We start from the raw sequence: 23137 nt of genomic DNA on the forward strand, positions 1-23137 counted from the left end.
TCATGAAAAGAAGATCATTTATTAGGCACGTAGGTCATAGTTTGGCTGCTCCGGGAATATTAGGTGCTATGGGATTCCGTTCTCCAGGTTCAAAGACTTTGTCTGACTTGCTGCGTATGGCAACAGATACTGACCGGGTTTTAGTGATGATTTACCTGGAAGGTGGAAATGACGGCCTCAACACTGTGGTTCCGTTGGATCAGCTTTCTGCTTTGAATAAAGTACGTCCCCATGTGATATTGCCAGATGAGCGACTTCACTTTCTAGCCAACTCTCAGTCAGCACTACATCCTTCACTAGATGGATTGCAATCACTGTATAATGAAAATAGACTGCAAGTAGTACAGAATGTGGGTTATCCAGAGCAAAACTATTCCCATTTCAGGTCCACGGATATTTGGATGAGTGGATCAGATTCTAATGAGTTGATAAATTCAGGTTGGTCAGGAAGGTATTTAAGTGATCAGTTTCCGGGATACCCTGATGATTTCCCGAATGACTCTTTTACAGATCCATTGTCTGTTGAGTTGGGATATGGTAGCTCCTTGTTATTCCAGGGACCACAGTCTTCCATGAGTATGGTGATCAGTGACCCGAACTTCTTCTATGAATTGGTAGATAATGAAGAACGGGAAGTTCCTGATACTTTAGCAGGGGATAAGCTGAAGTATATTCGGATTATTGAAAAACAGTCTCAGCAATATGGTCAGGTTGTGAAAGCTGCTGCTGAAAAAGTGAAGTCTCAAGCGGATTATCCGCAGACTTTTTTAGCTCAACAATTGAAAATTGTCAGTCGGTTGATAGCAGGTGGCTTGAGAACTCCAATGTATCTCGTTAGGCTGGGAGGGTTTGATACCCATGATGCTCAAGTAGAAAGTTCTGATCATACGACAGGGGAGCACGCTGAGCTTCTGACTGAGTTAAATGACGGCATCATGGCGTTCATGAAGGATTTGGAGCAGCAAGGTACTGAAGATCGGGTGGTTGGAATGACCTTTTCTGAATTTGGGAGAAGAATAGTTTCTAATGCCAGTTTAGGTACCGATCACGGTGCAGCAGCACCAATGTTTTTCTTTGGGAACTCAGTGAAAGGAGGGGTGACAGGTACTAATCCTATTATTTCCAGTTCGGCTAGTTATGACGATAATTTGGAGATGGAATTTGATTTCCGACAGGCTTATGCTTCCATCTTGCAGCAATGGCTCGGTGCAAATGAAAGTGAATCACAGTCAGCGCTTTTTAATGATTTTGAGCAGATAGCTTTGATAGGGGACAGTACGGAAGTGCTATCTTCCCCTCAACTAACTAGTAATGAGCTATTCGTTTACCCTAACCCTGTTGCTGATTATTCGACTATTAAGATGGCTCCAACAAAAGAGGAAGTGCGATTGGATGTAATGGATATGCAGGGCAGAAGAGTTGAAACACTCTATCAGGGAGAAATAACCAAACCTCATGAGATAAAGTGGAATACGACATTTCTACAGAAAGGGAGGTACTTTGTAATACTTACGGGCAACCAAACTAATAGAGTCTTCAGCGTGGTAAAGTAATTGGAGCTATTTACGGATAGCACTTTTCATTGCTAAAATATGATGCGAAGTGATGGTTTGTTGAAGAGATTTCGTGTCAATAGCCCCAGGGGTACCAAGGTCTAAAAGGTGGAAAGTAACAGTAGGCTTGAAGCTTTCTAAGTAGTCTATTGTCACCGCATTGTAGATCACTTGACAGGGAGTATCTATTTTTTCTATGAGTTTCATCACTCCTTGCTCGATATGTATTTCGTTCACATGCATGGATTGTAGCCTTCCTTGCGGGAAGATTAAAACAGTGTTTTTTGGATCATCTAGGAGTTCTTTCGTATATTGGATTGATTCCAATGCTTGTCTTGAGTTTTTACGAACCGAAAACCCACCTAAGTGTCGTAAAAAAGGGTTTTTAGCAATTTGATCCTCCAGCGTCATTACATGGTATCTGCGTTTGAACAGATCATAATTCAGGTAGTTTCCCCAGAAACCATCCCACCAGGAAATGTGGTTTTGTAACAGCAAAATAGAATGATCTTTTGGGATGGAGATGTGATTATAGGATACCTTCTTGAATCGGAGAGGAAATATCACTTTAGATTCCAATTGGTAAACAACCTTTCTTATCCATTCTGATTTTGCTTCCTTAATCATTTTGGTTTGTGGCTAGCAGAAGATCCAATCGCTCAGTCATTAACCAATGACTTTCTTTCACCTCAATGACCTGACGGTGTTTTATCAGGTTAAGCAATTTTTGATTTCTGTTTTTGAATGGAAAAAGTACATCATTTCTTCCATAAACGATGATTGTTTTAGTATTCAATTCATTCAGGCGTTTTATACTTTCAAAGGAATTCACAGGAAGCTCTCCACTCATCAATAGTGAGTAACAAAGGTTTTTCCTTTTTTCAGCCGTGTCTAATTCACGGAGGATAATAGCTTCATGTTCGGAATCTATAAATCCCAAAAAGCGCGTGAAATTCATTAAAAGTTCTGGTATTCTAGAGTTAAGTACTGCTTTGAAGAAATGATGTCCAAATCCTTTAGAAATGAATTTTAGGCCAATATGTTTTTCCAATCCATAGGGAGCAAATAAAAACAGTTTGTCAATTTTTTGAGGCAACTGAGGTAGAAGGTGCAGACATATTCGAGCGCCTATAGAGTAACCGGCCAGGGAATAGTTTTGAACCTTTCTATCTGTGATTATTTGATAGATTGTTGTTAAAGTAATTGCTATCCAATCTTGATGATTTTCTGGGCCATTTCTATGATAAGGGAGGTGAAACCCGATGATTTTGTAGTTTGGAATCAGGCTTTTGGTAAAAGTGATAAACTGATCTCCATTCATTCCATAACCATGAAATGCGAAGAGCAGTTGAGTGCCACTGCCATATTCTGAAAAGGGTGATTCCGAATTCATAGATGGCGAAAATAGGTGGTATGAAGAGATATAAAAAACCACCAAAGTAAATAGAGAAGAATCTCTAAACTCTGGTGGTTTGATGTATTTAATTATGAATTAGAGATCGAAGCGATCTGCATTCATGACTTTCGTCCAGGCTTTGATAAAGTCCTGAACCATTTTCTCTTTGTTGTCATCTTGTGCATAGAGCTCAGCATATGCACGTAAAATAGAATTGGATCCAAATACTAAGTCCATTCTGGTAGCCGTCCATTTTACATTTCCTGAAGCACGATCTACAATGTTGTAAGTGCCTTTGTCTGCAGGCTCCCATTTGTAGTTCATGTCTGTAAGGTTGACAAAGAAGTCATTGCTTAAAACTCCTGGCTTATCTGTAAACACACCATGTTTCGTTCCGCCATAGTTGGTGTCGAGTACTCTCATACCACCAACCAAAACAGTCATTTCAGGTGCTGTAAGACCTAACAATTGGGTTTTATCCAGCATCAGCTCTTCAGGGCTTACCACATAGTCTTTCTTCAACCAGTTTCTATATCCATCTGCAAGTGGCTCTAGAGGCTCGAAAGATTCTACATCCGTCATTTCATCGGTAGCATCACCTCGTCCTGGTGCAAAGGGTACTTCTACATTCATTCCGGCAGCTTTCGCTGCTTTTTCGATACCTACACTACCTGCCAGTACAATGGTGTCTGCGATACTAATGCCAAATTCTGTTGCGATAGGCTCCAGTTTTGAAAGTACTTTTTGAAGTTTTTCAGGTTCATTGCCCTCCCAGTCTTTTTGTGGAGCCAATCGAATGCGCGCACCATTTGCACCACCTCGCCTGTCAGACCCCCTAAAAGTTCGAGCGCTATCCCAGGCTGTAGAAACCATTTCACCAATGGATAATCCAGAATCAGCAATTTTCTTTTTAACAGCCGAAACATCATAGTCGGTATTTCCAGATGGTACCGGATCTTGCCATAGCAAATCTTCTTCTGGAACGTCTGGTCCAAAGTAACATGCTTTTGGTCCCATATCTCTATGAGTTAGCTTAAACCAGGCTCTGGCAAAAGCATCAGAGAATGCATCAAAGTCATTCATGTATTTCAATGAGATCTCTCGATAGATCGGGTCCATCTTCATGGCCATATCAGCATCTGTCATCATCGGATTGTGACGAATAGAAGGATCTTCTACGTCTACAGGTCTGTCTTCTTCTTTAATGTCCACTGGTTCCCATTGATTGGCGCCTGCCGGGCTCTTTACGGACTTCCATTCATGTTTGAATAGCATTTCGAAAAAGCCATTATCCCATTTGGTAGGTTCAGTTGTCCATGCACCCTCCAAACCACTAGTTACAGCATATTTTCCTTTGCCAGTATTGGTTGGGTTTGCCCACCCAAAACCTTGTTGTTCTACTGGTGCTCCTTCAGGGTCAGGTCCCAGAAGAGAAGCGTCACCGTTACCATGTGTTTTACCCACGGTATGTCCTCCAGCTGTTAATGCTACGGTTTCTTCATCGTTCATAGCCATACGTTTGAAGGTCTCTCTTACCTGAGCGGCAGTCTTTAATGGGTCTTGTTTCCCATTTACTCCCTCGGGGTTCACATAGATTAGTCCCATCTGAACGGCAGCCAATGGATTTTCCATGGTTTCTGGCTTGTCCACATTGTCATATCGCTCATCACTCGGAGCCAACCATTCTTTTTCAGCTCCCCAGTAAGTGTCTTTTTCTGGCCCCCAGATATCTTCTCTACCAAAGGCAAAACCAAAGGTTTTAAGACCCATACTTTCATAGGCCATAGTTCCAGCAAGAATAATTAAATCAGCCCAGCTGACCTTATTGCCATATTTTTTCTTTATTGGCCAAAGTAATCTTCTAGCTTTGTCCAGACTCACGTTATCTGGCCAGGAGTTAAGTGGAGCGAAGCGCAGATTACCGGTTCCACCGCCACCACGGCCGTCTGATATTCTGTAAGATCCTGCAGAATGCCAAGCCATTCGAATCATTAGTCCTCCATAGTGCCCCCAGTCGGCAGGCCACCATTCCTGACTGTCCGTCATTAAATTGTGTAGATCTTGTTTTAAGGCAGCTACATCTAGTTTTTTAAGTTCTTCCTGATAATTGAATTCATTTCCAAGAGGGTCCGTCTTGGTGTCATGTTGATGAAGAATGTCTAGATTCAAAGCATTGGGCCACCAATCCATTACATTTTTTTGTGTTTCGGTATTGGCACCATGCATTACAGGGCATTTGGTGATGTCGCCCATTCCGTTATGGTGTGAAGTATCTCCCATTTTATGATCAATTTTTAGTTGTTTATTACAAGATTAATATAATGATAATTTATTGTGTTTATAAGAGTATAACTTGGGGTTATAGCATGACGTGTGCCAATGCTGATTATAAGTTACAATATTTACGTGGTGTTCGGAAATGCTTGAATGAGCAATTACCAAATCCAACAATAACTTAACAGAGGAAAGGAATTGATGTTTGGTGATAATTTTTAAAGGTGATACCCTACAAATTAGAAATGTAGGAATATAAGGAGATTAGAAAAAACCTTTGGGTTTATAATGGTTGGAGTTATAATGCTGGATTGATTAAAGCGAGTTAAAACTAGTATTGTCGGATGGATGCTTCGGACCTTAATTGATACCCTGCATTAATATTTACAACTTTCATCACATCCATATACAGATAATTCTGGGTAGTCTTATCTGTATTTGCCTCTTCGATGTTGCCCAGTGCAATGTTAATTTTATGTCTTAGTTCGAAATAAGACGCATGATATGGTGCTATTTCAATGGCAGCATCTAATTTTTTTAGTGCTTTCAAATATTTGCCTTTATTGTAGAATAGTTCAGCTGAGTTGTAGTTTTTCTCACTTTCAGTCCTCATTGCTGAGTTGGAGTTCAAATCTCCTAAAATGGAAAAATAGACAACTAGTTTATACCAATGTGCTGTCGGTTGCTCGTTTACATACGTAGAGCTCCATAAGTTGCTTGTAGATAATAAGGTTTTAACAACATCAGTTACGAGTATTTCATGACTAGAAGAGAATAGATCCACGGAGTCCATAGTTCCTTCGTCGTTTAGTCTAAACGATAAAATAACCTGACCGTTTTCCATTTTTCTTAGCATTTCTATTGGATAGGTCAGAGTCTTTTCAAAATAATCTTCAGATCCGTTAAATGTAGCTTTTTGAAAAGAATCATTCAATTGAGAAAAACATACATATGTTTGGACTACAACAAGGCTACAAATAAGATATTTCATCAATGGCTTAGGTTATTTCAATTCCAAAATAACGGAATAAGGTTTGCTTTGCAAAAGAAAAGCCGCTCGATTGAGCGGCTTTTGTATTATTTACTGCCTTTTCTTTTTGGTCGTTCTCTAGGGGATTTGATTGTTAAATCGCTTGAATCTTTATCGCTTCCAATCTCCACAGTCACCGTGTAGGTAGCTGGCTGAAGATAATATTGGCCATTTTCTTTAGCTTCAATACCTTCCTCTAATTCAAGAGCATCTTTTAGCGCTACAGCAGTAGATTCCTCGATACTGAAATCATAGTCGATATAATTGAGACCTGCATCAAGATCTATTTCCCATTCTTTTAATACCAGATCGTCTTTTGAGATTGTCACCTTGCCATTTCCTGCTGTCTTGTTATAAACTTCGAATGTTGTTGAAGGCTCATATGGACCACTCCAGTAATATCCCACATCACCCCAGCGATTAGAAAAAATAGCTCCATCTGTTTTGAAGATTTTTACTGACTCGGTAAGGGATGGTAATTGCTGTAAGGTCTCAATATCTGCAATGAATATAGATCTTCCATGTGACCCAAGGATCAAGTCATTATCTCTTGGATGAATTACCAGATCATGAATTGACACAGCTGGTAGGTCTTTGGAGAATGCCATGTAGGTTTTACCCATGTCTAAGCTTATATAAGCTCCATGGTCAGTTCCTACATACAGAATATTTTCGTTTATAGGATCTTCTTTGATGACGTTAACCGGTTCTTTAGGAAGATTACTTCTGATAGAGGTCCATGTTTTACCATAGTCATTAGAAACATAAACCATTGCTTCAAAATTGTCCCAACGATAGCCATTTAAGCTTACATAAACTCTTCCTTCTACATGGTTGGATGCTTGCACCTGACTGATCCAGAAGTTTGTAGGAAGACCAGCGGAAATATTACTCCACGTTTGACCTGCATCTTTGGATACATGAACCAATCCATCGTCACTTCCAGTATAAATCAAACCAAATCGAAGTGGTGACTCTGAAATAGTGGTTAGCGTACCAAAACTGACATCTCCTTTTTTACCGCCATTAGTAAGATCTCCGGATAATGTCTCGAAATCATCCCCTTGATTCATTGAACGATGGAACTTGTTACTTCCAAAATAAACTATGTCCTGGTTGTGTGATGATAAGATGATAGGAGCTTCCCAGTTCCAGCGGTAAGGAGCATCACCTAATTTGTGACTTGGAGTGATGTATTTACGTTTGTCTGTTTTGGTGTTGATGCGGAAATAGTTTCCATATTGATAACCCACGTATACAGTTTCGTTTGTTCTGGTGTCTATAGCAACTTGCATTCCATCACCTCCCATGAGTCTTTCATAAGGGTATTGCCCTTCTTCATACCAGGAGTAAGAGTAGGTGTAATTGCTAGGGCCTTTCCATGTTCCATTATCCTGAAGACCACCATATACATTGTATGGTTCTTCCATGTCATAGTTTACAGAGTAAAACTGTCCAACTTGAGTGGAGTTACACTTGATCCATGTTTTACCGTAATCATAAGAGATATTAACACCACCATCATTTCCATTAATAATGTGCCCTGATCTATTTGGATTAGCCCAAAGAGCATGGTGATCTGCATGCACATTTTCTGAGGAAGTTGCTTCCCAGGTAGCTCCTCCATCTATTGACTTAATTAGAGGAACTCCCATCGTGTACAGGATGTCTGGATTCTGACCGTCTACAGTGATCTGTCCAAAGTAATACCCATACGAATAGACCAATGCTTCGATGTATCCTTCATGTGTTTTGCTCCATGACAATCCACCATCTGTTGATTTGTAAACTTCAGCACCTTTGACAGGTGTATCAAACAACATGCTATTGGAGTCTTCCAGGTAGGTGACTAAATCAACTGGTTTTACTTTTCCCGATTGAACATCTGATTTGATATCCACGGCATTGTAATCTGAAGGAAACCCTTCTCGATCAAGGAAGTCATTAACGTCAGTATCGGCAAGCGCAAGAAAAGCATCCATTGTAGTGTTGCGAAGTAGTTCTCTTGTTACTGGATAAGTTTCCTTTTCTTCCTCTTCTCTTCGATCCTGATTATCAAGTACTGCATATACAATACTCGGATTGGATGGAGCATAAGCTAATCCAACGCGACCCATTCCTTCTGTATCAGGAAAACCTGAGTCTCCTTCTGAAACGTTTTGCCAGGTCTCACCACCATCAGATGATTTGTAAATTCCTGAACCTTTTCCAGCTTCAATAAAATCCCAGGCTTTACGATCTTTTTGCCATGCAGCAGCTAGGAGTTCATCGGGATTGCTCGGGTTGATTACCATTTCTACGATTCCGGATGATTCATCTACATACAGTGTCTTTTTCCAGGTTTTTCCACCATCTAATGTTTTGTAAACTCCACGCTCCCTATTCGTACTATATAGATGCCCCAAGGATGCAACCCATACGATATTGGAATTGGTAGGATGAACAATGACGCGTCCAATATGATGTGTTTCTTCTAGTCCTAAATGTTCCCACGTTTTTCCCTGGTCAGATGATTTGAATAAACCGTATCCAGAGTAACTGGATCTGCTGGAGTTGTTTTCTCCGGTTCCAACATAGATAGCTCCAGTATTCCAATCGACATCAATATCACCAATGGTCATGACAATTTCATTATCGAAAAGAGGCGTAAAGGATGTGCCTTCATTTTTGGTTTCCCAAAGTCCACCAGATGCATAAGCAACATAAAAGTGTGTTGGGTCCTGAGGATCAATCTCCAGATCAACCACACGACCACTCATTACGGTTGGGCCTACGTTTCTGAAAGGTACGTTTTTGACCAGTGAATTATCAATCAATTGTTTTCTTTGAAGATATCCGTCCCATCTGCTTGAAGCAGATGTAGCAGCTGGTGTGCTAGCTTTTTTCCTTTTCTGTGCAGTAATTGAAGTGCTAACAAGAAGAAAAGCCAACAATGTAATAAGGGATATTCGCATATTTTTTGAATTAGATACTTTCCATTTATTTCAGGATAATTTACAAAAAAAAGTTTCTTAGTGATTAGAGAATTTGATGCGTGGACTAATCGCCTTTTTGATGGAATGACCTTCAGATTTCTTTAACTTGCAAGCTTAGAACTTAATTAAAAATGACAAAAATTTTTCATAACCCCAGATGTAGAAAAAGTCGTGAAACACTACAGCTGTTAGCGGATAAGAATGAAGATGTTGAGATAGTAGAATACCTGAATACACCTCCAACAGTATCTGAACTGAAGGATATAGTGAGGTTGCTCGGAATAAAGCCTGAGCAGCTTCTTAGAAAGGGAGAGGCCATTTTTAAAGAAGAATTCAAAGGAAAAGAACTGTCTGATGATGAATGGATTGAAGTGATGGTGGCAAATCCTAAATTAATTGAACGACCAATTGTTATCAAAAATGGGAAAGCTGCATTGGGCAGGCCTCCGGAAAATGTGTTAGACATTTTGTAACACTTGTTAACTTTAAATTATGAGTCTGGGAATTAGGTGCAGTTCGTTTAATGGATTGGAATCCATGGAGTATGGTAATGTTTTGGTACCTACTATAGGTGCAAACGAAGTTCTGATTCAGGTAGCCTATGCAGGCGTTAATTTTCCGGATTCACTAATTGTGAGCGGGAAGTATCAATTTACTCCAGAGCTACCCTTTTCACCTGGGCAAGAGGTGTCTGGAAAGGTATTGCAAATTGGAAAATCTGTTGATCATGTAGCAGTAGGCGATATGGTTATGGCATCTATGACCTGGGGAGGGTATGCTGAAATTACCAAAGCACATTCAAATAATGTCTATCTATTGCCACCTGAAATTCCATTAGACAAAGCAGCTGTTATTCTTGAAACATATGGTACTGCAATGCATGCCTTAAAGGATAGAGCCAATTTGAGGGTTGGTGAGAGCTTAGCAGTATTGGGTGCATCAGGAGGAATAGGTTCCGCTGCTATTCAAATAGGTAAAATGTTTGGAGCTCAGACGGTTGCAATTTGTTCTACCAAAGAAAAACAAGATCAAGCCATTGCTAATGGAGCCAATATTGCGATTGGATATGAAAACCTGAAAACTCAATTGAAGCAAATTGGAATTGATGTAATAGTAGACCCTGTCGGTGGAGAAGCCGCAGAACAGTCTTTTAGGTCACTTAACAGTGGGGGAAGACACCTGGTGATTGGTTTTACTTCCGGTAAGATCCCATCAATTCCATTCAATCTTCCGTTATTAAAATCGGCTTCAATTGTTGGGGTGTTTTGGGGAAGCTTTTGGAGAGAATCTCCACTGGCCAATCGATCTAATATTAACACGATATTAAAGTGGTTTGCCCAGGGTAAACTAGATGTCCAAATTGGTAAAACCTATCATTTGTCCGAGGCTAAAACTGCTCTAGCAGAATTAGTAAACAGACAGGTAATTGGGAAAACGGTTTTAAGAGTCTCTTAGAATCTTTGATTGAGTTGGATGCCAACGTAGGTATGGTTGATAGCTTCTTGGTTTTCCTTTGTTCTCCAGAAACGTGTAATTTTTAAATCAAATCGTGGCCAGCTAAAAGCTACTCCGAATCGATGCTGAATTACCCAATTGGTAGCATCTACGGTGAAAATAGAAGATGGCCCGATAAATCCTCCTTCTAGCGTAGCATTATGAATCACATATTCCACACCTGGACTGTAGAAGAAATAAAATTCCTGCGTTTTTTGCTGCTTTTCCTTTCGTTTGTATCCGAGAGTTGAACCTTTAAAGACCGACTGATTCATTGGTTTTAGTTCTCCGGTTCTGAAAATTATGTCCTGACGAATGTTGTTATACACTGTACCCAGGCTGGTACTACTCTCAGTTGCTAATTCAAATCGATAAGAAGAGAATAACGAGTGGATATATTTCAGATGTAGGTTAATCAATGGCGTGTTGTTGATTTGATATTGCCATCCTTCTGGATTTGGCATACCAAACCAACCATGCCAGGTGGATTGTTGGTCTCCCATTTTCACACCGGGTCCTAACCAGCCTAGTTCAAGTTCCGCCTTTAAATAGTTATTCGAATGGTAGTAGTATTCATTAGCCACACTCAAAGACATAATTCCTGCATAGGGGCGATCCATTTTACTTAGTTCACTCCATTTGATGTTGTAAGCAGTGTACATCCGGTGATTAAAACGGAAGGAACGGATTTTTTTCGCTTTTTCACTGCTATCCTTTAAAAATCTAATTTCAGGATAAATACCACTACTGTAATAATGATCTCTTGTAAGATCCAACGTAAATACGTCATTGTCAACTAATAACTGGTAGTCAACAGTAAGATATTCTTTGACTGGATTTTCCTGAGCTGATAGTGTGCTTGAAATAAACACAATGAAAAGACCTATAAGTGCACTCCGCATGAGGCGACAAATATAGAGATTATGCTATTTTGCAGGGTGATGAATTTAGACTTCCTGCAGCATAAATTAGACGAACGGATCAATAAAGGGAATATACGTAAGCTGCCTTCTTTTACTGGTCTGGTTGATTTTGTAAGTAATGATTATTTGGGGTTAAGTGGTGACCTGCAATTGGCTAGCCGAATTCATGAACGATGTATTGCTGAGAAGGTGCCGAATGGAGGGACCGGGAGCAGACTGCTATCTGGAAATCATAAGTGGTATGAGGAGGTAGAAGATTTGATGAAGTCTATTTTCAAGGCAGAGGATGTTTTGTTGTTTAACTCTGGATATGCTGCCAATCAAGCTTTGGTTTCGTCTGTGGCTGATAAGGGGGATACGATTCTGTACGATCAATTGTCACATGTCTGTTTGAAGGAAGGCGCCTGGTTAAGCAGGGCAGAAACAATAGCATTTAGACATAATGATCTGGAAGATTTAGAGTCTCGCCTAAAAAGAGTGGAAGGACGATGTTTTGTGCTAACAGAAACGATCTTCTCTATGGATGGAGATGTGGCCCCATTGGAACAGATAGTCAGTATTTGTGAAAAATACAGTGCTTATCTTATTGTAGATGAGGCGCATAGCACGGGCGTATACGGTGAAAATGGAAGTGGTATGTTAACGGAAATGAAGTTGGATCAGAGAGTTTTTGCCCGTGTGTACACATTTGGTAAAGGGATGGGAGTTCATGGGGCAGCGGTAGCAGGGTCAAAAGTTTTAAAGGACTATTTGGTCAATTTTGGACGTCCATTTATATACACAACTTCATTGCCACCACATAGCGTTATTTCTGTTGCTGAAACTTTCAAATTCCTTTCTGAGAAAGATCACTTGCAGTCCGAGTTACAGGAAAAAATCAACTTATTTAGAAGTAATTGGACTGAAAGTTCAAGTCATACTGCCATTCAGCCAGTGATGATTGGAAGTAATATGAAAGCTAGAAACGTATCCAAACAACTTCAAGAGGCTGGCTTGGATGTAAGGCCGATATTATCACCAACAGTTCGTTCAGGTACCGAACGTTTGAGAATCAGCTTACATGTTCATAATAGTCATGAGGAGATTATACAGTTAGCATCTCTTTTGAAAAAGCTGATTTAATCATTCAATTACTTTTTTGCAGGAATATTCTTTCTCAAAATTCTGTAATTGATTTCCTTCTTCCGCTAACAATAGAATGCGGTCATTGGGTAGAATTATGGTGTTTCCTTTTGGCGTGATAAATTGATTGTTTCGCTCAATCAATGCAATCCAAACATTTTCTGGCAGTTTAAGGTCTACAATTTTACTGTTTGCCAGGATCGAATCTTCCGTGACTGTTACCTCTTTTTTTGCTGATTTGTTTTGTTCATTAAATAGTTGATCAATGGGCGTTTGTTGCTTCGAACCTTCGGGCAGGGCCACCTTCATTCTTCTAGCCATAAATGGTAAAGAAGATCCCTGAACAATCACTGAAATGGCCGAAATGAAAAAAACTATATTGAAAATGAGATTGGCATTTTCTAATCCGGATATCAGTGGGAAAGTGGCAAATACAATTGGTACAGCTCCTCTAAGACCAACCCAGCTGATGTAATGTCTAGTGCGGTTTTTCATTTTGAAGAATGATAGAGAAGCAAATACACTTAAGGGTCTGGCAACCATGATTTGGAATGCTGCTATTAACAACCCTATGCCAATGACAGGAACTATGTGAGAAGGGAATACCAATAACCCAAGTGTAAGGAATAGAACGATTTGCATCAACCATGCCATGCCATCAAAAGAACGGATGATGGAGTTTTTGTGAATCAAGTCATTGTTGCCTAGATAAAGTCCACAGAGATAAACGGCTAAAAAACCGTTACCATTCAAAAGTCCGGTTGTAGTGTAGGTTAAAAACATCAGTGCAATTGCCAGAAGAGGATAAAGTGAATCCAAACCGAGATTAATTTTATTGACGACCCAAGAGCTGACCCAACCAAAAGCCATTCCTGAGGCTCCACCAATGACCATTTGCATTAAGAATAAGCCGAGAATAGACCAAAACCCAGTTCCGGGATTGTTTATCAGTTCCAGGCAAGATATCGTTAACACATAAGCCATCGGGTCGTTGCTACCACTTTCTAGTTCGAGCATTGGCCTAATGTTATCCTTGAGGCCCAGGTTTTTAGAACGCAATATGGAAAAAACAGCGGCTGCATCTGTAGAACTGATAATTGAACCAAGCAAGAATCCTTCGAAAAGCTGCAGATCCGTAACTAACCATATAAAAACACCCATTGAAGATGCTGTGATAAGTACACCAATGGTAGAAAGGGAAATCCCTTGCCAAAGTACGGGTTTGATCGATTGCCAGGAAGTTTCTAAACCACCAGAAAACAGGATGACGTTCAGGGCAACAATTCCAATGAACTGTGCTGTGGATGGATTGTCAAATTCTATTCTGCCGAGACCCTCAGAACCTGCTAACATACCTACTGTCAAGAAAAGGATCAAAGTGGGTACACCAAATTTAAAGGATGTTTTCCCGGCTAGTAAGCTCACAATTAAGAGAATGGAACCAACAAAAAGTATGTTTTCCGTGCTTAGATGCATAGTGTTTTATTAATTGCCACCGGGTGATCCGGTGGCAATATTAAGTTAATGAACTGCAGTCCTTTTTTCAATTTCCAGCAATGCTTTTATTCGGGAATGCCATTTTCCAATTAAAGGGTATTCGTTGATCAGTTCTACGAACTCCTTGTCATTGTAAAAAGGTATTTCGATGCTATTCGCTTGATTGTATCTAAAAATAAGGCCTAAATGTGAAGTGTTCTTCAAAATCCCGTTAGAGGTGTTTTTTCGCTCACATACTTCGTTTAGGCTTAATGAAGTCACTTTTTTTAAATCAATAAAATCGACTTTTGTTTCATTTAGTTCTTTCGAAAGAAAGATCACTGCTTTTCGGAATGGGTCGAGACCAATAGCATACTTGTTTCGCCAAACATCTCCCTCCGCTATTTGTATTTGATACTCTTCAGCAGCATGATGTAATGAATTGATGAGCTCCTTTTCATGAGCAACTCTTTTTCTATAGTTGAAATAAAAAAACAGGATTATTGCGAGACAGATTATGCCTCCAATAATCAGTGATGATAAATCCATGATTAAATTTTTTATGTCCGAAATGGTGGGGTTAATTGTTTATTGAACAGTCAATTCGGACTTAAATGAATTCATGGAAAGGGTATAAGATCTTTTTAAGATTTGAGGAGTGAATGGCATTGTTCCTCCATTCACGGAATAAAGCTTTAGTGAATGTAAAGTATACATTCGGATGGTTATCAATTCTTGAAGCAAGAAATAGCGTTGCTCCATTTAGGCGTGTTCTCGATGAAGCAACACGCTCATAATTGTTGTTGGCTTGAAGAAAGAGAGTTGGACTGGACTCGAGAAGTTCTTCAACAGAAGTAGGATGATTTACTGGTAATTTATAATCTGCTACATATTCAGCACAGAATAGGCTCATGCACCAGAACAATGTCAGTGCAGCTAATAATAAAGACCTATTTGCTTTCGCAGAATTCATAATTTACAGTTTCCGGATAGAACGGTGTAATGGAGGAAATGTTCCTTTAGTTTGATCGATCCAGAAACATTCTTACTTTAAGTTGAAAAATAAATCAATGGATCACGGAATCCATTTGATGTCAGAGAAGTCTGGCTTTCTCTTTTCAAGGAATGCATTGCGTCCTTCTTTCGCTTCATCTGTCATGTAGGCAAGTCTGGTAGCTTCCCCAGCAAACACTTGCTGACCTACCATGCCATCATCAGTAAGGTTGAAAGCAAACTTGAGCATTTTGATAGAAGTAGGGGATTTCTCTAGTATCTCCAATGCCCAATCGTAAGCCGTATCTTCCAGCTCATCATGAGGTATAACCGCATTGACCATTCCCATATCGAAAGCTTCCTGTGCTGAGTAATTTCTACCAAGGAAGAATATTTCTCTAGCTCTTTTTTGTCCGACCATTTTAGCGAGGTATGCCGAACCATAACCACCATCAAAACTCGTTACATCAGCATCTGTTTGTTTGAAAATGGCATGTTCTTTACTCGCCAAAGTCAAGTCACAAACCACATGTAGTGAGTGACCTCCACCAACAGCCCATCCAGGAACGACCGCTATCACGACTTTAGGCATGAAACGAATCAAACGCTGTACCTCAAGAATGTTGAGACGTGGCATACCATCATCGTCAACATATCCTTGATGTCCTCTAGCATTTTGATCGCCACCTGAGCAAAAAGCCCACTTGCCATCTTTCGTGGATGGTCCCTCACCTGAGAATAAAACCACACCAATTTTGGTATCTTCACGTGCATCTAAAAATGCCTGATAAAGCTCAGCAACCGTTTTTGGTCTGAAGGCATTTCGTACATTAGGTCTGTTAAATGCAATTCGCGCTACACTTCCGCACTTCTTGTATGTGATATCTTCAAATTCTCTGACAGTTGTCCAATTGGCTTTACTCATGATAGGGATGTTTAATTATGGATTGCAAATATGTACAAAGTCAATCAAACTTACGGCTGAAAGGTGGATGATGGGAGTTCATCATCAGGTTGTAATTCGTTAACCAGGTAAATGGTCACACCAAGTAATGCCATCGTTCCTAGTACAGCACCAGTTGGATTGGTTTTTTTCATGAGTATTTGATTGGGGTAGGTGTTGAGTTGACCATCTATGGTTTGGAAGACTGTTTGTGTCCAGAAATTCTGTTCTTGTATCATAGATTTGCCTCCTTCATCACTTCCGATATAGAGATAGGTTTGAAATTTTAGCGGTGTGGTTTCTTCATCAAATGCATACGATTTTCCTGATCCCCCAGATTGTACATTGGTGAATACACCAGGTTGTAATTGCTCGGGTGTCATAAAGCGGGCAAAATCTAAAGGGAAATTTTGAACAATATGGGTTTTAGGTGGAAGGTATCTAATTGTAGGGTTTTTGTAGATAGCTCCATCAAAGTCGACATTTATCGATTGAGAGTAAGTAGATGTAGATCCTTCAAAATATTCTTTGTCGCTAATCATTGGGATACTCTCCTTATCTATGATAATAGATGATTTTTCCCAATCTACATAGAGTAGATGATCTGATTTGTTCTCAATTTCTAGTTTTAAATAACCGAAATTATAAAACGAGTAGGTGATGTTTATCGAGTCTGATTCTATTTTGAATTTACCATCTTCTTGTACAGGAGTATTGCTAGACAGTGTGACGTATTGATAAGAGACACAGGAAGACAGACTGATGATTACTGAAAATAAAATCGGGATTTGTTTTAATGTTTTCATGGTGGTAATTGGTGAATGAGAAGACAAAGAGTTTTAAGCAATAATTTTGCCAATCGGATTATTTTACTCGTCAAATCTTCCTTTTCAAGTTCCTATCCTAACTTCGCCGCATGAATTACTTCATTACAGCTATTCATACCGATAGTGGTAAAACCTTGGTGAGTGCTATAGTCACCGAAATGCTTGAAGCAAACTATTGGAAACCCATTCAATCTGGGGAACCAAAGGATACTGATGCTGTTAAGCGGTTGGTGTCGAACTCCAAAACTCAATACTTCAAAGAGGCTTATTTTTTGAAAACACCAGCTTCTCCACATGCTTCAGCAATTATTGATGGTGTTCAAATTGATTTGAGTCAGATTGTGTTGCCAGATTCTACAAGTGATCTTGTGATCGAAGGAGCAGGCGGTGTTCTAGTGCCGCTCAACGACAAGGACATGGTGATAGATATTGCTGGACAGATTGACTGTGAAGTAGTTCTTGTCTCTAACCTATACCTTGGTAGCATCAATCATACATTACTGACCTATGAATTGCTCAAGTCAAGAGGATTGAAAGTTAAAGGGCTGATTTTTAATGGTCAATCAAACCCTGAAAGTGAACGAATTATTGAATTGTACACTGGATTGAAGGTACTGCTGAGAATAGATCAGGAAGAGGTCATAGATCAGGAAGTTGTTAAGAAATATGCAGCTCAACTAAAGGAAAACTGGTAAATGAATCAATTAGAAAAAATAGATAGAGAAAATATTTGGCATCCATTTTCACCATTGGCTGGCAACAAGCCTATAGGAGTGAGAAAAGCCAAAGGACTTTATATCCACACATTGGATGGTCGCAAGATCATGGATTCTATTTCCAGTTGGTGGGTAAATATTCATGGGCATAGTCATCCGAAAATTAATAAAGCTGTCAGTCGCCAGGCGGCGAAAATGGAGCAAGTGATATTTGCCGGGTTTACTCATAAGCCTGCGGTGGATTTGAGTAAAACGTTGAAGAAACTCTTACCCTCCAATATTTCAAAGATATTTTTCTCTGATAATGGAAGTACCTCTGTTGAAGTAGCTATTAAATTGGCTATTCAGTATTGGTACAATCTGGGGAAGCCCAGAAAGAAGATTATTGCTCTGGAGGGAGCATATCATGGAGACACTTTTGGCAGCATGTCTGTTGCGGAGCGTAATTTGTTCAGTGCTCCGTTCAATGACTTATTGTTTGAAGTAGAGTTTCTACCATTCCCAAAAGGTGATGGAGCCGCTGCGATTGCCAGTATGAAAGAACTAGCATCGGAAGAAATAGCGGCTTTTATTTTCGAACCCTTGGTTCAAGGAGCTGCAGGTATGCAGATGTATGCTCCAGAAGTATTGGATGAGCTGATATCTATCGCGCAATCAAAGAAAATAATCTGTATCGCAGATGAGGTGATGACTGGTTTTGGAAGGACAGGTAAGATGTTCGCTTGCGATTATTTAAAGAATGATCCGGATATTTTCTGTCTGTCAAAAGGGATTACTGGTGGATATCTGCCCATGGGCGTGACAGCAGTTAGTCAGCCGATTGTAGAGGCATTTGATGTAGCGGACCGTCTAAAAGCATTCTTTCACGGTCATTCCTACACCGCTAATCCTTTAGCATGTGCTGCAGCAAATGCTTCAATGAAGTTATTACTCAAAAAGAGCTGTCAGGAAGATATCGCTCGCATTGAAGCATCACATAAAGCCTATGTAGAGTCCTTTGTAGCTAATGAAAAGGTAGATGAAATCCGCTATCGAGGAACCATTCTGGCTATCGAATTAAAGGCAGATGATGCGGGATATACTAGTGATATCAAAGAGCGAATTTATGATTACTTCATGGAGCGAAACATGCTTTTGCGTCCTTTGGGCAATGTGATCTACATTATTCCACCTTATATTGTAACAAATCAGGAGCTGAATAAGATGTATAAGGCCATAGATGCCTTCCTGAAAGAACTGCTTAACGATTAACTATGCGACTATTTTTACTGCTACTTACAGTATTTGTTACTTCTTCTGTAATTGCCCAAACTCAAACAGGGCAAGCTTCCTTTTATGGTGGACAGTTTCATGGAAGACCTACAGCAAGTGGTGAGGTGTATGATATGGAGAAAATGACTGCAGCTCACAGAACCTTGCCTTTTGGCACAATGATCAGAGTGACCAATACCAATAATGGAAAATCAGTTGTCGTGAAAGTGAATGATCGAGGGCCCTTTGTAGATAGCAGAATCGTTGACTTGAGTTTTGGAGCAGCGAAGGAGATTGAAATGGTGAATGATGGAGTGGTAGATGTGACGCTCGAATTGGTTCAAAAAGATCTTGCTCCAACACCAACCGTCAATAATTCATTCTTTCATATTGAGATCAATCGCTTGAAACCTGCAGGCTACGGTGTTCAGATCATGAGCTTTGCTCAAACGGATAACTATGTGACATTCGTAGAGCAGCTCCAAAAGAAATATAATTCCGCTGATATCGTGCTTCAATCTAAAATGGTTAATGGTCAAAAGGTGATTGGTGTAATACTGGGACAATATGGAACCCGTACTGAGGCTGAGTCTTACCGAGAATCGCTAATTAATGATTATCCCGATAGCTACATAATTGAATATTCGAAGTTTCATTGACGTGAAATGTAGCTTTGCCGACTTATAGTGATCTAATACTGTTATAATCAGTTTTTACTTTATTATTCAGCATATTTTCGCATAAAAGTAACGTTGTGAAAAGACTAATTCCCATTTTTTTAATTGTGGTTGCTTGTCAGCCGACAAAACAGGAAAATACATACCAAAACCCAGCTCATCATATTCCTGAAATTACGAAAGTAATGGATGCACATGGAGGATATGAACAATGGCAATCCATGAAAACGCTACAATATGATCTGGAGAATGGAGAGAACCAATTGATTTCTTTAGCCGATCGTAAGGTGTTGCTTCAAAATGACGAACGAACTATTGGATTTGATGGAAGTGAAGTTTGGGTCACACCTGACACCATAGATGCTAGCGGCGCTCGTTTCTATCACAATTTGTATTTCTACTTCTTTGCAATGCCATTTGTACTAGGAGATCCTGGAATCACTTATGAAGTAGTTGATTCGAGGGAGTTTAAGGGGGAGCAATTATCTGGTGTGAAAATAAGTTTCGGTCAATCCACAGGAGATTCACCTGACGATAACTACATCGTGTGGTATGATCCGAAGACCTATCGAATGAAGTGGTTGATGTATACATCAACCTATCGTAGTGGAGAGCCAAGTGATCGATTCAATTTGATCAAATATTCCAATTGGTTGGATGTCAATGGACTAAAATTGCCGACTTTGCTTCAGTGGCACGTTTACAAGAATGATACCATTGGTGATGTTAGAGGAGAGGCCTTATTTAGTAATATCTCATTGACAGCTGAAGAATCTGATCAACAACTTTTTGAAATGCCAGAGGATGCTCAAATAGCGCCAGGGCCAAAAGAATAAAAAAAGGCCGTGGTTGGACGGCCTTTTATGAATCTTAAAGATCGATGGTTGATAAGCGCTCGATGGTTCGTCTATAGCTGGCTGCTTATCACAGATGTGAAATTACGTACTGTATCCATACTGGTCAACTTCTACGGAACGATACAAGCTGAATGAGCATATTGTATTAGTCATCAGGATGCCGTTAAGCGGTAAAAGATCATAATAACGTGCATTCATCAGAATTTGGCCGTAAGTGAAAGTATAAAGTTTCTACCTGCTCCTGATACTCCTGAGCTGTAGGGCCTGTATCGCTGATCTGTCAGGTTTTCCATACCAGCAGTAAGCATCAATATTTTGCTGAGCTGGAATTGACCCTTAATGTTTAGCGTATACCATGCAGGAGCATAAGTTTCTCCATCGTGATCCTTTGCATAGATTTCATCTTTTTCTTTTTCTTCTTGTGCAAGATCCTCATGGATTCTTTCTCCTTGATATTGGGCGTAGAGCTGTAATTTCAATTGTTCATATTCATAAGTGACTCTACTTACCCCAAACCATGGTGCAGCATGGCGGGAATTACTTACTGTTCCGTCATCCAATTCTTCTTCACCATGTTGAATATTCAAATCAGAGTTGAAACTGAAACCATTGAACATCTTCAAGTTGACACCAAATTGCAATCCATATACGTCTGTCCTGGCTGCGTTTTGTATCGCCTGGACCTTACTCATTTCACCATTGTATTGAATGCTGTCTTGTCCATTAAGTGTGAAGTCTCTTCTCACCAGCGCATTGCTGAGAATCGTTTTGTAAGCTGTAACATCTACCTTTATACGATCGGAAATCACTTTTGCAATACCTATATCCAGATTGTAAGCGTATTCTGCTTCAAGATCCGGATTTGGCACCACCACAGAACCTGGTTCACTATCGAATACTTTTCCGATATCATCTACGTTGGGAGATCTAAAGGCTGTTCCGAAGTTAATACGAAGCACTGTCGATGTATTTGGCCTGTAGACTGCTCCAAGACTACCTGTCAATGCTCCATTATTCAAGGATGCTGTCTCAAATGGAAAAGGATAGAAGCGCGTATCAAATGTAGCGTCAAGTAGGTATTGGTTATATCTCAAACCTGCCTGAAGCGTCGTTTTTTGTGTGATTTGATGCTCATCGTTTACATACAGTGCCATGGATTGCCAAGTGGCTGCAGGATACCTCGATGGGCCAGTTTCTTCTGTTCCTGCCGAAATGTTCTCATCAATGCCAGAAGACTTTACATCGTTCAACACATATTCGATTCCATAATACAACGTATTGTGAGTGGTAATTGCTTTAACTAAATCAGTATTAAGGGAATAAGCGTTTACTTTTTCTTCACGGATACTTCGAGTGCTGCCATTTAGTGACCGATCTATTCTGCTTTCTTCAAATTGCTGCAGCGCTAATCGAATTGTCATTTGGTCGTACAATGCATTACTTGTGTAATTGGAAATCGATAGATTATTCATCATCCATTTTTGTGGACCATAATTCCATTCTGCGTAGCGTGCCGTCCCGTTTCGAACTCTATTGTGTCGATCGTAACGGCCATATGATGATGTTTCAGAATAATGAAATCCGTATTCCAGGTTCCAATTGGCATTAGGCTGGAAACGTATCTTTTGCATTAGGTTCTGTTGCATGTATGCCGTCGGAATTTGCAGAAGTGGATCATCTTGAGTGATTACACGATCTATACTATCAATTCGCTGAACATAATACGGTTTGAGATACTCTTCAGGTCCATTGCTTCCTTGACGAAGATGGTCATAGTCCCATGAACTAAATGACGTTGCAAATCCCCACTTTTTCCATCCGAAGTTGATATCGAAATGTCCCGTTTTTTCATCATTTGCTGAAGAATATCGAGTAACAGCTTTTCCATTAATGATTGGCTCATCATCCAATGAAAGCTGGGGGGTAAGTGTTTGGAAACTCATCACTCCTCCTATAGCATCGCTTCCGTAGATGACTGATCCCGGACCGAAAAGTACTTCTGCATTCTCTACTGTAAATGGATCCATGTTGATCACGTTCTGAAGGTTCCCGCCGCGGAATATTGCAGTATTCATTCGTACACCATCTACAGTATACAAAAGTCGGTTGGTAGCAAATCCTCGAATCATTGGACTTCCTCCACCTTGCTGACTTTTTTGAATGAAGACCTTTCCGCTGATGCCCAGCAAGTCAGCAGCTGTTTGAGGATTTTGGAAAGCAATATCCTTTGGAGAAACATCTGTCAGTTTGGAAGGTACTTTGCCTGAACTTTGTGTCCATCTACTGGCTGCAATGACAATCTCTTCCAGGTTGATGTTGGTCTGTTTTAGTTGGATTTTGAAATCATTTTGAACCAATGCTTGAAAACTCAAGGATTGTGATTCATACCCGTAGGCATAAATCTGTATGGTTTGTGCATTAGCAAATCCTGAGATGTCAGCTTGCCCTTTAATATTGGTAGTAGCGTATGCCTTTGGTGCGTCACTCATCAAGATGACCATTTCCACGGGCTTAAAAGTAGTTTCATCAGTGATGATTACTGTTTGTGAAAATGCAGCAGTAAGTGCTCCCAAAAGCATCCACATGGAAATAATGTGCTTCATATGAATGTTTAGCAGTTGTTCTAAATA

At 39.9% G+C, this 23137-nt stretch carries 20 protein-coding genes; 8 read left to right on the forward strand and 12 right to left on the reverse strand.

Annotated elements, in window-relative coordinates:
* Positions 1–2 precede the first annotated feature (2 nt).
* Complete coding sequence (locus tag NXS00_RS09890; protein WP_258099026.1) at positions 3–1553, forward strand: DUF1501 domain-containing protein; 1551 nt, start codon at positions 3–5, stop codon at positions 1551–1553.
* Between the two features lie 6 nt (positions 1554–1559).
* On the opposite strand, the gene NXS00_RS09895 is transcribed toward NXS00_RS09890, so the two are convergent.
* The 5 genes from NXS00_RS09895 to NXS00_RS09915 all read right to left on the reverse strand — a co-directional run bounded on the left by NXS00_RS09895 (position 1560) and on the right by NXS00_RS09915 (position 9207).
* Complete coding sequence (locus tag NXS00_RS09895; RefSeq protein ID WP_258099027.1) at positions 1560–2180, reverse strand: lysophospholipid acyltransferase family protein; 621 nt, start codon at positions 2178–2180, stop codon at positions 1560–1562.
* Positions 2173–2946: an alpha/beta fold hydrolase gene (locus NXS00_RS09900; protein WP_258099028.1), complete on the reverse strand. Its 774-nt coding sequence runs from the start codon at positions 2944–2946 to the stop codon at positions 2173–2175. Before NXS00_RS09900 ends, NXS00_RS09895 begins: the two co-directional genes overlap by 8 nt.
* A 99-nt stretch (positions 2947–3045) precedes the next feature.
* Positions 3046–5229: a catalase/peroxidase HPI gene (katG, locus tag NXS00_RS09905; protein ID WP_258099029.1), complete on the reverse strand. Its 2184-nt coding sequence runs from the start codon at positions 5227–5229 to the stop codon at positions 3046–3048.
* Between the two features lie 325 nt (positions 5230–5554).
* The gene (locus NXS00_RS09910) at positions 5555–6214 is read right to left on the reverse strand and encodes an energy transducer TonB (RefSeq protein WP_258099030.1); all 660 of its coding nucleotides are present in this window, start codon (positions 6212–6214) and stop codon (positions 5555–5557) included.
* An 86-nt stretch (positions 6215–6300) separates the two neighbouring features.
* The gene (locus NXS00_RS09915) at positions 6301–9207 is read right to left on the reverse strand and encodes a WD40/YVTN/BNR-like repeat-containing protein (protein ID WP_258099031.1); all 2907 of its coding nucleotides are present in this window, start codon (positions 9205–9207) and stop codon (positions 6301–6303) included.
* 152 nt (positions 9208–9359) lie between these two features.
* Here NXS00_RS09915 and arsC point away from each other — a divergent pair, with 152 nt between their 5' ends.
* Positions 9360–9701: an arsenate reductase (glutaredoxin) gene (gene arsC / locus NXS00_RS09920; RefSeq protein WP_258099032.1), complete on the forward strand. Its 342-nt coding sequence runs from the start codon at positions 9360–9362 to the stop codon at positions 9699–9701.
* A 19-nt stretch (positions 9702–9720) separates the two neighbouring features.
* Entirely contained in the window at positions 9721–10683 is a 963-nt protein-coding gene (locus tag NXS00_RS09925; RefSeq protein WP_258099033.1) for an NADPH:quinone oxidoreductase family protein, read from the forward strand.
* On the opposite strand, the gene NXS00_RS09930 is transcribed toward NXS00_RS09925, so the two are convergent.
* Complete coding sequence (locus NXS00_RS09930) at positions 10680–11624, reverse strand: lipid A deacylase LpxR family protein (protein ID WP_258099034.1); 945 nt, start codon at positions 11622–11624, stop codon at positions 10680–10682. The genes NXS00_RS09925 and NXS00_RS09930 overlap by 4 nt on opposite strands.
* A gap of 39 nt (positions 11625–11663) precedes the next feature.
* Here NXS00_RS09930 and NXS00_RS09935 point away from each other — a divergent pair, with 39 nt between their 5' ends.
* Positions 11664–12767 carry an aminotransferase class I/II-fold pyridoxal phosphate-dependent enzyme gene (locus NXS00_RS09935; RefSeq protein ID WP_258099035.1) on the forward strand — a complete coding sequence of 368 codons (1104 nt, stop codon included), beginning with the start codon at positions 11664–11666 and terminating at the stop codon, positions 12765–12767.
* Here NXS00_RS09935 and NXS00_RS09940 read toward each other — a convergent pair whose 3' ends face one another.
* The 5 genes from NXS00_RS09940 to NXS00_RS09960 form a co-directional block, all read right to left on the reverse strand.
* Entirely contained in the window at positions 12768–14243 is a 1476-nt protein-coding gene (locus NXS00_RS09940; protein WP_258099036.1) for a potassium/proton antiporter, read from the reverse strand. It lies immediately after the preceding gene.
* A 45-nt stretch (positions 14244–14288) separates the two neighbouring features.
* Positions 14289–14792, reverse strand: coding sequence for a hypothetical protein (locus NXS00_RS09945; RefSeq protein WP_258099037.1), 504 nt, complete (start codon positions 14790–14792; stop codon positions 14289–14291).
* A gap of 61 nt (positions 14793–14853) precedes the next feature.
* Positions 14854–15216 (reverse strand): hypothetical protein, encoded by a 363-nt coding sequence (locus NXS00_RS09950; protein ID WP_258099038.1) that lies wholly within the window; start codon positions 15214–15216, stop codon positions 14854–14856.
* A 102-nt stretch (positions 15217–15318) separates the two neighbouring features.
* On the reverse strand, positions 15319–16161 hold the full coding sequence (locus NXS00_RS09955; RefSeq protein WP_258099039.1) for a 1,4-dihydroxy-2-naphthoyl-CoA synthase: 843 nt from the start codon (positions 16159–16161) through the stop codon (positions 15319–15321).
* A 50-nt stretch (positions 16162–16211) separates the two neighbouring features.
* Positions 16212–16985 carry a hypothetical protein gene (locus NXS00_RS09960; RefSeq protein WP_258099040.1) on the reverse strand — a complete coding sequence of 258 codons (774 nt, stop codon included), beginning with the start codon at positions 16983–16985 and terminating at the stop codon, positions 16212–16214.
* 110 nt (positions 16986–17095) lie between these two features.
* Here NXS00_RS09960 and bioD point away from each other — a divergent pair, with 110 nt between their 5' ends.
* The 4 genes from bioD (at position 17096) to NXS00_RS09985 (ending at position 20486) form a co-directional block, all read left to right on the forward strand.
* On the forward strand, positions 17096–17701 hold the full coding sequence (gene bioD, locus NXS00_RS09965) for a dethiobiotin synthase (RefSeq protein WP_258099041.1): 606 nt from the start codon (positions 17096–17098) through the stop codon (positions 17699–17701).
* Positions 17702–18973, forward strand: coding sequence for an adenosylmethionine--8-amino-7-oxononanoate transaminase (gene bioA, locus NXS00_RS09970; protein WP_258099042.1), 1272 nt, complete (start codon positions 17702–17704; stop codon positions 18971–18973). It begins immediately after the preceding gene.
* Positions 18974–18975: 2 nt separating this feature from the next.
* The gene (locus tag NXS00_RS26870; protein WP_308708888.1) at positions 18976–19632 is read left to right on the forward strand and encodes a septal ring lytic transglycosylase RlpA family protein; all 657 of its coding nucleotides are present in this window, start codon (positions 18976–18978) and stop codon (positions 19630–19632) included.
* 95 nt (positions 19633–19727) lie between these two features.
* A complete protein-coding gene (locus NXS00_RS09985) occupies positions 19728–20486 on the forward strand; it encodes a DUF6503 family protein (RefSeq protein ID WP_258099043.1) in 759 nt (252 codons plus the stop codon).
* Between the two features lie 218 nt (positions 20487–20704).
* Here the strand turns inward: NXS00_RS09985 and NXS00_RS09990 are convergent, their stop codons facing one another.
* Complete coding sequence (locus tag NXS00_RS09990) at positions 20705–23110, reverse strand: TonB-dependent receptor plug domain-containing protein (protein WP_258099044.1); 2406 nt, start codon at positions 23108–23110, stop codon at positions 20705–20707.
* Between the last annotated feature and the right edge of the window lie 27 nt (positions 23111–23137).

Origin of the sequence: Marinoscillum pacificum (assembly GCF_024714495.1) — a bacterium.
Lineage (GTDB): Bacteria > Bacteroidota > Bacteroidia > Cytophagales > Cyclobacteriaceae > Marinoscillum > Marinoscillum pacificum.

Coding starts and splice junctions, on each gene's coding strand:
- NXS00_RS09930 (WP_258099034.1), bottom strand. CDS start 11,624: ATGCGGAGTGCACTTATAGGTCTTTTCATTGTGTTTATTTCAAGCACA.
- NXS00_RS09925 (WP_258099033.1), top strand. CDS start 9,721: ATGAGTCTGGGAATTAGGTGCAGTTCGTTTAATGGATTGGAATCCATG.
- NXS00_RS09895 (WP_258099027.1), bottom strand. CDS start 2,180: ATGATTAAGGAAGCAAAATCAGAATGGATAAGAAAGGTTGTTTACCAA.
- katG (WP_258099029.1), bottom strand. CDS start 5,229: ATGGGAGATACTTCACACCATAACGGAATGGGCGACATCACCAAATGC.
- NXS00_RS09915 (WP_258099031.1), bottom strand. CDS start 9,207: ATGCGAATATCCCTTATTACATTGTTGGCTTTTCTTCTTGTTAGCACT.
- NXS00_RS26870 (WP_308708888.1), top strand. CDS start 18,976: ATGCGACTATTTTTACTGCTACTTACAGTATTTGTTACTTCTTCTGTA.
- NXS00_RS09940 (WP_258099036.1), bottom strand. CDS start 14,243: ATGCATCTAAGCACGGAAAACATACTTTTTGTTGGTTCCATTCTCTTA.
- NXS00_RS09900 (WP_258099028.1), bottom strand. CDS start 2,946: ATGAATTCGGAATCACCCTTTTCAGAATATGGCAGTGGCACTCAACTG.
- NXS00_RS09955 (WP_258099039.1), bottom strand. CDS start 16,161: ATGAGTAAAGCCAATTGGACAACTGTCAGAGAATTTGAAGATATCACA.
- NXS00_RS09935 (WP_258099035.1), top strand. CDS start 11,664: ATGAATTTAGACTTCCTGCAGCATAAATTAGACGAACGGATCAATAAA.
- NXS00_RS09890 (WP_258099026.1), top strand. CDS start 3: ATGAAAAGAAGATCATTTATTAGGCACGTAGGTCATAGTTTGGCTGCT.
- NXS00_RS09910 (WP_258099030.1), bottom strand. CDS start 6,214: ATGAAATATCTTATTTGTAGCCTTGTTGTAGTCCAAACATATGTATGT.
- bioA (WP_258099042.1), top strand. CDS start 17,702: ATGAATCAATTAGAAAAAATAGATAGAGAAAATATTTGGCATCCATTT.
- NXS00_RS09960 (WP_258099040.1), bottom strand. CDS start 16,985: ATGAAAACATTAAAACAAATCCCGATTTTATTTTCAGTAATCATCAGT.
- arsC (WP_258099032.1), top strand. CDS start 9,360: ATGACAAAAATTTTTCATAACCCCAGATGTAGAAAAAGTCGTGAAACA.
- bioD (WP_258099041.1), top strand. CDS start 17,096: ATGAATTACTTCATTACAGCTATTCATACCGATAGTGGTAAAACCTTG.
- NXS00_RS09945 (WP_258099037.1), bottom strand. CDS start 14,792: ATGGATTTATCATCACTGATTATTGGAGGCATAATCTGTCTCGCAATA.
- NXS00_RS09950 (WP_258099038.1), bottom strand. CDS start 15,216: ATGAATTCTGCGAAAGCAAATAGGTCTTTATTATTAGCTGCACTGACA.
- NXS00_RS09990 (WP_258099044.1), bottom strand. CDS start 23,110: ATGAAGCACATTATTTCCATGTGGATGCTTTTGGGAGCACTTACTGCT.